Source organism: Endozoicomonas atrinae, assembly GCF_001647025.1.
In the GTDB taxonomy this organism is placed as follows: domain Bacteria; phylum Pseudomonadota; class Gammaproteobacteria; order Pseudomonadales; family Endozoicomonadaceae; genus Endozoicomonas; species Endozoicomonas atrinae.
Window position 1 is genome coordinate 1 of sequence record NZ_LUKQ02000199.1, and the last position, 9,940, is coordinate 9,940.

At 47.5% G+C, this 9,940-nt stretch carries 8 protein-coding genes and 1 riboswitch; of the genes, 5 read left to right on the plus strand and 3 right to left on the minus strand.

What is annotated here, in order from left to right:
- The first annotated feature begins 89 nt into the window (after positions 1–89).
- Positions 90–743, plus strand: coding sequence for a prephenate dehydratase domain-containing protein (locus AK963_RS20900; protein WP_066017363.1), 654 nt, complete (start codon positions 90–92; stop codon positions 741–743).
- Between the two features lie 9 nt (positions 744–752).
- On the opposite strand, the gene waaA is transcribed toward AK963_RS20900, so the two are convergent.
- Together waaA and AK963_RS20910 are read right to left on the minus strand one after the other, a co-directional pair.
- A complete protein-coding gene (gene waaA, locus AK963_RS20905; RefSeq protein ID WP_066017364.1) occupies positions 753–2,042 on the minus strand; it encodes a lipid IV(A) 3-deoxy-D-manno-octulosonic acid transferase in 1,290 nt (429 codons plus the stop codon).
- Between the two features lie 94 nt (positions 2,043–2,136).
- Entirely contained in the window at positions 2,137–2,709 is a 573-nt protein-coding gene (locus AK963_RS20910) for a hypothetical protein (RefSeq protein ID WP_139117565.1), read from the minus strand.
- A 112-nt stretch (positions 2,710–2,821) separates the two neighbouring features.
- Here AK963_RS20910 and AK963_RS20915 point away from each other — a divergent pair, with 112 nt between their 5' ends.
- From AK963_RS20915 to AK963_RS20930, 4 genes are all read left to right on the plus strand, one after another.
- Positions 2,822–4,312 (plus strand): cobyric acid synthase, encoded by a 1,491-nt coding sequence (locus AK963_RS20915; protein WP_066017366.1) that lies wholly within the window; start codon positions 2,822–2,824, stop codon positions 4,310–4,312.
- A 126-nt stretch (positions 4,313–4,438) separates the two neighbouring features.
- Positions 4,439–5,038 (plus strand): cob(I)yrinic acid a,c-diamide adenosyltransferase, encoded by a 600-nt coding sequence (locus AK963_RS20920; protein ID WP_066017367.1) that lies wholly within the window; start codon positions 4,439–4,441, stop codon positions 5,036–5,038.
- Between the two features lie 447 nt (positions 5,039–5,485).
- Positions 5,486–5,657: riboswitch (cobalamin riboswitch) on the plus strand.
- A gap of 305 nt (positions 5,658–5,962) precedes the next feature.
- A complete protein-coding gene (locus tag AK963_RS20925; RefSeq protein WP_066017368.1) occupies positions 5,963–6,979 on the plus strand; it encodes a cobalamin-binding protein in 1,017 nt (338 codons plus the stop codon).
- Positions 6,980–7,048: 69 nt separating this feature from the next.
- Positions 7,049–8,920, plus strand: a complete 1,872-nt coding sequence (locus AK963_RS20930; RefSeq protein WP_066017369.1) for a TonB-dependent receptor domain-containing protein — start codon at positions 7,049–7,051, stop codon at positions 8,918–8,920.
- A 39-nt stretch (positions 8,921–8,959) separates the two neighbouring features.
- Here the strand turns inward: AK963_RS20930 and AK963_RS20935 are convergent, their stop codons facing one another.
- Positions 8,960–9,646, minus strand: a complete 687-nt coding sequence (locus AK963_RS20935; RefSeq protein WP_066017370.1) for a hypothetical protein — start codon at positions 9,644–9,646, stop codon at positions 8,960–8,962.
- Positions 9,647–9,940: the final 294 nt, after the last annotated feature.

The following is a 9,940-nucleotide window of genomic DNA, read 5'->3' on the forward strand; positions in this document are numbered from 1 at the left end:
AGACTGTAGTGATAAACTCTTCAACGGGCATGACTGAAACCTTCTTTTTTGCTTTTTACTGCTTTTAATAGCAGAAAGCAGGTTCAGTCATGTCTCCTTATGCAAACCTAAAAGTCGCACATGGCGTGAAGCTGTATGGGGATGGCAATAACCTTGAATTAAATTTCTGCGGCTCTCCATTAAATACTTTTTACCAGGCAGAGCAGAACGAGGCTGAAGCATTTGTTGCTCTTCGAAATGATTTGGTAAAGGGAAATTTGATAGATGCTACTGTTCAGGCATGTAAGGTTTTTCAAATTCGGAAAGTCAGTGCAGTGGTTCGCCTGCCCATTACCATGTGTCTACTGAGAACCGCTGAGGCCACTGCAGAAAATATACCTTTAAGGAAGATCTCTTCTCATCCGGCAGCACTGGCCCAGATTACGGGCTGGAAGGATAAAAAGAACCTGATTGAAATTGAAGATCCTGCAGGGACATCTGAAGCAGCGCGAAAGTTGGCAACGAATCTTTTAAGCAATGATACTGGTGCTATTGGTTCTGCATTTCTTGCAACACTGTACCCTGATTTAGTAATAGCAGAAGAGCAAATACAGGATAGTAAAGATAACACGACCCTCTTCGGGCAGTTGACGGTTTCAAGAAGAGAAAGCCCTGTATCCGATGCTGATGCAAGAAGGGAGCTTGAAGCAACCATTGAAATTGCTGAGCATCATCTCGGAGGGGCTTTCTCCTGCTTTATCTGAATCAAAATCTTATTGGCTGGATGGCATCAGTTGATCAACCAGCATTAATGTCTTTTTCAGAGCTCCCCGGTTGTCACGGACAAACTCTCCGGCATGCTGGCTCATGTTTTCATACTCATCTTTATCCTGCACTAATCTGATGGTGCTCTGGGCAAGTGCACGGCTATCGTTGACGATTTCCAATCCTCCAGCCTGCGCCAGAGATTCGCTGATCTCTTCAAAATTAAACACATGAGGCCCGGACAAAACCGGCAGGTTTAATGCGGCTGGTTCCAGCATATTATGGCCACCAGTAGCTACCAGACTGCCCCCCACAAAGGCTATGTCAGATGCGGCAAACAGTTTCATCATTTCGCCCATGGTGTCTCCGAGAATAACTCTGGTTTCATCGGTGGGTTGGGTGCCCTTGCTATGACGAACTACTGGGAACTGGTTGTCCTGAATCAGCTGGTGGACACTGTCAAACCGCTCAGGGTGTCTGGGGACTAACAGCAAGCGTACTTCAGGAGACTCTGTCAGAATGGTTTTGAAGGCATCAAGTACCTGCTGGTCCTCACCTTCATGGGTGCTGGCGGCTACCAGAATACGAATATCACTGCCCATACCCTGCTGCCATTTATGCCTAAGCTCCTTGCCCGCTGTGATAACTTCTGGAGAGACGTCAAGGTCAAATTTGACACTGCCGGTAACGTTGAGCTGCTGTTTGGGCAGGCCAAGCTCCAGAAATCGTCGGCCGGTTTCATTGTTCTGGGCGGCGACCATGTCGATCTGCTCCAGCATCGGGCGGGTAAGAAAAGCAAAACGTCCGTAGCCTCTGGCAGACCGTTCAGATAAGCGGGCATTGACAATCAGTACTGGAATAGACCGCTTGTGGCAGGCTGCGATTGTGTTGGGCCACAGTTCTGTATCAATGACGATAGCCATGACCGGCTTTACCTTGTCCAGAAATCGCCTGACAGCGCCTGGAAGATCATAGCTGGCATAGACATGTTCCACACTTTCCCCGTGAATCTTTCGTACCTGGGCTGAGCCTGTGGGAGTCATGGTGGTAATTAAAATACGGTGGTTTGGGTAGTCTTTCTGCAGTTGCTTTACCAGCGGACCACTGGCAATCGTTTCACCCATGGATACCGAGTGTATCCAGATAATGGGTTTATCTGTGGCGGGAAGACTGAAGAAGCCAAACCGTTCCCTCTTTCTCTGCCAGTACTCTGGCGCCTTTTTGGAGCGCAGGTAAAGACGAACCATTACCAGAGGTGATATTAGATATAACAGCAACGAATAGAAGAAACGACTCATGCACCAGTGCCAGCTTGATCAATGAAACGGAGAATAATAACAGAAATACTCGATTAGTCTTTTCAGGGACGATGCTTGCCCAGTTATTTAATAATTATATCGACCAGCCTGCATTGTAATTTTTTTGTCGAAGATGACTTGTATACTGTGATACGAAACTGGATCTTATTTCACTGCCAAGTCTATCAATCTCATACGGGTGTTTCCTGTCTGATGCCTCTTTCGTAGCAAACATTTTAGCCAGCTCCTCGTCTGACCTTACATAAGCATTCATGCCCAGTTCGTAACCTTCAGGGTCAAGTTCGGGGTTTGGGACGGAAATTATGGCTTTGCAATGTTTGGAGTAATTCTGGACGTATTTCTTGTGAACCTGTGACTTTTCTGGATCACTATTATCCTGACTAGGAAGGGGCTCAGGAGCTAATGAACTTTCTGGTCGAGGATTAACAACAAGCGCACTTCTTTTTCGGGAGTCGATGACTACAGTTTGATTTGATGGTTCAGCTGACTGGCTTGATAACATTCTTGAAGGGAGATCCTGGTATTGAAGTCGCCGCCCCTGGGTATCTTTGGTATTTGTTGTGTTTGTGTCACTTGGTGGAGAGTCATCTCTTACCATTGAGCCAACCGATACTTTAGTTGTTGCTTGTTGATGAGTGTTCAGCATACTTTCCGCACCATTCGTATGATCTATTGATGAAAATGTTATCCTTTTTGGGCTTAGTCTTTTTTTTCAGTAATAAGTTCAAATTTTATCTCTTGTCCAGAAGCTTTATGGTATGTCTAGAATTTCAACACACACTCTGATGGTACAGGGTACGACCAGTGACGCCGGGAAAAGTGCGCTGGTGGCAGGACTGTGCAGGGTGTTCAGACGGCACAATATCTCTGTAGCTCCCTTTAAGCCCCAGAATATGGCGCTGAACAGTGCGGTTACCGAGGATGGTGGTGAAATTGGCCGGGCTCAGGCTCTCCAGGCGGCTGCGGCTGGACTTGAGCCTCATACGGATATGAACCCGGTGTTGCTGAAGCCGAACAGTGATATCGGCGCCCAGGTGATTGTTAATGGCAAAGCCGTGGGGGAAATGAATGCGGTTCAGTATCATGCCTATAAACCTGAGGTCATGAACGCCATTCTGCGTTCCTGGCGTCGGCTACAAGGCCATTATCAAGCCGTGCTGGTGGAAGGTGCTGGCAGCCCGGCAGAAATTAATCTTCGTGAAGGTGACGTAGCCAATATGGGGTTTGCTGAAGAATCGGACTGCCCGGTGATTATTATTGCAGATATCGATAAGGGAGGGGTGTTCGCTCACCTATACGGCACGTTGGCACTGCTCTCAGAATCTGAGCAGGCGCGAGTAAAAGGATTTGTCATTAACCGATTTCGAGGTGATGTAAAGCTGCTCGAGCCGGGCCTTCGTTGGCTGGAAGAAAAGACCGGTAAGCCGGTGCTGGGGGTTTTACCATACCTCCATGGTTTACACCTTGAGGCAGAAGATGCCGTCATTTCTCATCAACATCTTGAAGACCAGAAAACCGTATTGAACGTAGCTGTGCCGATCCTGACCCGCACCAGTAATCACACAGACTTTGATCCTTTGCGCCTTCATCCTGAGGTGAATGTTCACTTTGTTGGAAAGGGCCAGTCTATCCCGGAATGTGACCTGGTCATTATTCCCGGTACCAAAAACACCCGAACCGATCTTGAATTTGTAAAAGAAAATGGCTGGGATCAGGATATTCTCAGACATCTGCGCTACGGCGGTAAATTGATGGGAATCTGTGGTGGTTACCAGATGCTGGGCAAAGCGGTACATGACCCTGATGGTATTGAAGGTGCTGCCGGAAGCTCTGATGCGTTGAATCTTCTGGATCTGGAAACGACTATGATTCGTCAGAAGACACTCACTCGGGTCAAAGGGGTTATGCAGTTGCCGGGTCAAGAGCCGGTTTCTGTTACCGGTTATGAAATTCATGCCGGGGTGACAACAGGAATAGCGCTGGAAAAAACGCTCATTCAACTGGACCGGGAGGTTGATGGGGTAATGTCTGACGATGGTCAGATATTTGGAACCTATCTGCACGGGGTGTTTGAGGAGCCTGATGCCTGCACAGCGATTTTGAAATGGGCAGGGTTGCAGGAAGCTTCAAGAATTGACTATCACCTGCTGCGGGAAGAGGGTATTAACCGCATGGCAGATGCCATCGAAGAAAGTCTTGATATGAGTAAAATCTTTGCACTGTGTGATGTTGAACCACAAAGTCACTAAAGCACAAAGAAAGCGAAATAAGACAGTCTAAGGTACATGGTTATAGATGTGTCTTTACATTACTCCGTGTCTCTGTGCCTTTGTGGCTCAAGACCGGTTTTCAAGATTGCAAGAAGAACCTAAGACATGACAGAAAGAAAAGGCTACCGGCTAACCCGCATCTACACAAGAACCGGCGATAAGGGCATGACCCGTATTGGTGATGGCCAGCAACTGCCAAAGTCCCATCCGAGACTCCATGCCATTGGCTCTGTGGATGAAACCAACAGCTGGCTGGGTATGCTGATCCATTCCCTGAAGCTGGGTAATGAGGTTACGGTAGACCAGCTGAAACAGATTCAGGATATCCAGCATCGGATGTTTGATGTTGGTGGTGAGCTGGCCATGCCGGGCTATCAGCTGATTCAGGAAACCCATACTAAAGCGATTGAGGCTCTGATTGACGAACTCAATGAACCATTACCACCCCTGAAAAACTTCACGCTGCCTGGCGGCGGACAGTCTGCCTGTCATTGTCATATGGCTCGAACCGTATCCCGTCGGGCTGAGCGGCATATCATTGAGTTGAACAATGAGCTTCAGGAAAGTGGTGAAAAAATCAACGAACCACTGCTGAAATTTGTTAACCGCCTGTCAGATCTAATGTATGTCCTGGGGCGTCATTGTGCGCTTCAGGGTGAAGGTGAAGTGCTCTGGCAAGCATCTGATACCAATCGCATTGCCTAACTCCCTATTGCGCTGTCTGTCTGGTGGGTAACCCTGCGTTGAAGCTCCTCGCCATAGCTACTGCTATGACTCGTCACTTCGCCTTGCTTTACACTCCAGACAGTCATGCTCATAACGGGGTTAGAAAATTTGATTGGTATGAGAAAAGCAAAACACCTGACCCGGATCAAAAATAAGTGCAAGAAATCGACAAGTCCCTAGTGATTTAAGACGAATGTTTGGTTAGTATTGCGAAACTTTGTAAGGGTTTCGTCAGTGATTGATTGGAATCATGACGCTTTTGACCGCTCATCTCGGATGTAGCGCATGAGTCAAAAGAGGGAACAGGGTGAAAGACCCTGACTGTACCCGCAACTGTAATGGAAGAGTTCTCAGCAATACCATTGCTGCTTGCTAACAGTGAGAGCGAGCAAGTTATTTTGGGCAATTTGGGCAAGGCGAAGTGACGAGTCATAGCATTACTATGGCGAGAAGCTTCAACGCAGTCCAATTGGCAAAAATAGCTGCACAGCCCACGGTTAGCGAGTCGAAATGGTATCAACGTCACTGGTTATACCGGGAAGGCTGCTGAGAATGATGACGCCAGAGTCAGGAAACCTGCCTTTGCAAAGCCCAAGATGGGAGCCAGTCGGACTTACCACTGACCTACTAGGAAAAAGCCGGGTTTGGCCATTTTTTATGCTGCTTTTCGTTGAATAGAACCACTATTCGCCTCAAATCAGCATAAAAAATGACTCAAACCCGACTTTCTCTCGCTACGGTCGGCTAAGCCCGACAGGCTCCCGAGCAGCCTGTATATGCGGGCGCAAACCGGGCGGATAACCTGGCGGCTGGGAACACATCTCCTTTTACACGGTGCTTTTTCTGAAAAAGTACAGTGGCCGCGTGTGCCGCCCTGAGTATTGGTTGTGACTCAGGGACACCATGAAAACACATTTCGTACAATACAAGACACTGAAGAACAGACTGCCCAGGGTAATGCTGGTCATGGCTATGGCGTTGGCCAATGCAGTTTCGTTTCCTTTCAGTATTGCTCAGGCGAGCGAGCCTGACAGCCAGTATTGTGTGACCGACATGAGCGACCGCTCTGTCTGCCTGAATACCCGTTCGCCCAGAATCATCAGCCTGTCTCCCGGCTCCACTGAATTGTTATTTGCTGCCGGTGCAGGTGATCGTGTCATTGCCGTTGACAAGCACAGTGATTTTCCTGAAGTGGTCAAACAACTGCCCAATGTGGGTGGTTACCCGAATGTGAATGTTGAAGCCATCGTGGCCATGAAGCCTGACCTGGTGGTGGTATGGACCGCGGGCAATTCCCAGAAAGTGATTCATCAGCTGGAGTCTCTGGGCGTCCGGACCTTTCATGTTGATGTGGTGGATTTTGCCGGCATTGAACAGGCCATCCGAAGTCTTGGTCAGGTGGCCGGGACAGAAAAAGCAGCGAACCGTGTTGTTGAGGATTTTTCGGCTCGTTTAAAAACGCTGCAGAATAATTATGGCCAGCGAGAGCCTGTATCGGTGTTCTTTGAGATCTGGCGATCACCGTTGCTGACGGTAGGTAGTGGTCAGGTCATTGATGATGTGATCTCACTGTGTGGTGGTCAGAATATCTATGGTGATGTCTCTGAGCGTATTCCCAAAATCGGTATTGAATCCCTGATTACCCGTGACCCACAGGTCATTATTGGTTCTGATCCGAGAGGCGACACCCCGGAAACACGGAAAGATTTAATGGACTACTGGAGCCAGTGGCAAAACTTGCAGGCAGTAAAGAGCCATCAACTGTTTTCAGTACCCAGTGATCTGATTGCCAGACCAACGCCCAGGATTCTTGAGGGGGCAGAAATGATCTGCCACCAGCTACAGGCTGTTCGAACCGATGCGGGTCAAACGGACTATGTGGCAGCCCAGACTCCATTTCATCAAGAGAGTCAGCTCTGAGCAGCATGAGCTAAAGACTGACTACGAAAAGTTTTAAGACCATTCGCTTACGCTAAGGATGTAATCTACATGTCGTTTAATCAGCGTTCTATTTTTGCACGCACCGGGCTTTCTATTGCCGTTACAATGTCCGTGATGAGTTCTGTTGCCCTGGCAGAAGAGGTTTATGAACTCGGAGAGATTGTTGTTACCGCTGCGAGAACGGCTCAAACGGTCGACGAAACGCTGGCTCCTGTCACTGTGATAAACCGTCAGCAGATTGAGCGTGCTCAAGCAACAACGGTTGTTGAGTTGCTCAATCAGTCGGCTCCCGGGGTACAGATTGCTTCTAATGGCGGTCCTGGAAGTATGTCTACCGTGTATGTGCGGGGTACAAAAACTGCCCAGACATTGATCCTGATGAATGGTCAGAAAATCAATACGGCAAGCTCAGGTTCAGCACCTCTGGAATACATCGACCCTGACCAGATTGAACGGATTGAGATCGTTCGTGGTCCCCGCTCGACGCTTTACGGTGCCGATGCTGTTGGTGGTGTTATCAATATCATCACAAGAAAAGGTTCGGGTGATCCGAAACTGACGATTAAAGCCGGTGGCGGAAGTCATGGGACTGGCGAATATGGCCTGAATTTTGGCGGGGAAACCGATGGAACTCGTTATAATTTTGGTACTCGCCTGTATGAAACACAGGGGTATGACCGAACCCTCACAAAATTCGGTAATGATGGTGACGATGATGCCTACCGGAATAAGTCTTTCTCAGGAAATGTATCCAGAGCATTTGAAAATGGCATAGAAGCAGGTGTGAACTTTGCTCACTCTGAAGGTAAGTCCGAGTACGATGTTAACTCTTCCAGCTCGACTCAAGGCTATCCGATAAATTATTTTGAAGTATCCAATATCAATACTTACCTGTCGTTTGCATTAAGTGATATCTGGGATAGCCGTCTGGAAGCGGGTTTTCAAAGAGATCATCGTAATGACGAAGGTCCGAGAGCAAGCAATTCTACAAACAAAAGATACTCATTCAGCTGGATCAATGATCTGGGGTGGGCAGAGAATCAACTGTTAACAACGGGTGTTGATTACTCGAATGATACCTATGAAGGGACGAGTGCCTATGTTGTGAATGAGCGTTACAACACCGGCATATTTGCCCAGAACCTGACCTCTTTTGAAAACAGCGACCTGCAGCTGGGTGGGCGCTATGATGAGAATGAGGCCTTTGGTGGCGAGTTTACCGGTAACGCATCCTGGGGGGTTAACTTACCGAAACAAATAAGATTTGTGGCTTCTTACGGTACCGCTTTCAGAGCACCAACCTTTGCCGATATGTACGCTACATCTGCCTGGTCAGCTCCTAATCCTGACCTGAAGCCTGAGACAGCAAGAAATGCTGAGGCAGAGTTTAGAGGTGAGCTTGGTCAGCAGAGCCACTGGGCTGTCAATATCTACCAGAATGATATGGATGATATGCTGAACTCAGTCAAGCGTGATGATGGCAAATGGCAAACGGTTAACGTTGACAAAGCCCGTATCCGGGGGATTGAGTTTGAAGTCGGCACCCATTATGCCGGTTGGGATATCAACACGAATTTAACCTATGTTGACCCTGAAAATCGCTCGGGCAAAGACAGTGGTAAGAAACTCCACTACAGAGCCCAGCAAATGGCTGCATTCAATATGGATAAAGACTTTGGTCGATGGTCGTTTGGAGGAACCTTCCGGGTTCAGGGCAAAACCTGGGTGGATACTGCCAATACGGCACAGCTGCCTGGTTTTGGAACGGTTGATCTTCGCGCTTCGGTTGAGCTGACACCTCAGCTGGAAACCCAGTTTAAGGTGGTTAACCTGCTGGATAAGAACTATCAGCCAGTTAAGGGTTATCAGGGCGAGCCAAGAGGCGTATTTGCGACTTTTGTCTGGTCTCCGAAGCTGTAAATTTTTTCAGGATAGCCCTTTCCCTTGTTTTCAATTTTCCTAAATCAAGGGAAGGGTGTCTGGTTCTTGAGAGCTCCTTTCCTTAATACATAGTTGTAGTGCCATATACATTAAGGTCAGGAGACTTCTTAACTCACCATTTTCCAGAATGCTCTCAATTTTGCTCTGCGCATCTGCGCGGCTATTTTGCTGGATTAATTCAACCAGGTCTTTAGTTTTATATGCCTCATCCAGCCTTTGAGTCGTTAATGTGTTATGTAATAGTTGCTGGAATCTTATACTCAAGGAATTTACGGTTACCTGTTCTTCAGGGTTCCTGTGAATAAAATCGGCTATTAATGATTTGGCATTTTGATTATAAGCGTTGGTTAGAAATCGGCGAGGATTATTTATTTTTATAGGAGAGCCACCTTGCAGCGTAAATGGAGAACAATTATCTGTAAGAAGCATGGTAAGGTCGCTTCTTTTGAGTTCGGATAACATCTCCTCTAACTTCATTTCAGCAAGGCTCTTATCTGCAGAGCCTAATGGAATAGCATCGCTTCTTTTAGGTGTTCGTATTTCACATTCCGTAAAGAGTCGATCTGTCTGCGTGGCCACTGTTTGAGAGGTCACTGTCCGTTGATGATGATGGTTTGTTTGTGTGCTCATCGTTGCGGTTTTCGTTGCTGATGGTGATACCTTACTGAGAGTGACTGTATTAGTTGCCTGATAAAGGTTGCTCATGGATTGGCAGTGCTGCATTCTGCCCCGGCTATCAGTGACTCTGAAAGGGGTTGGCTGCGTTAGAGTTATCTTTGGCATGCGAGAGGGCTTTTCATTTTTTCTCGATGAATCTGTTGCTTCTCTTGCAGTTACTTCGAACGCTTTAATATAGGGTTTACCAGGCCTGCACGGGAATGTAATTTAAATTGTGTAAACGCTTGTCGTTAATACTCCAAAATGGAGAATAACAATGAGCGTTGAAATCAACGAAAAACTGGTAGATCAAATAGCCAGTCAGATTAAAACTCAGGATGA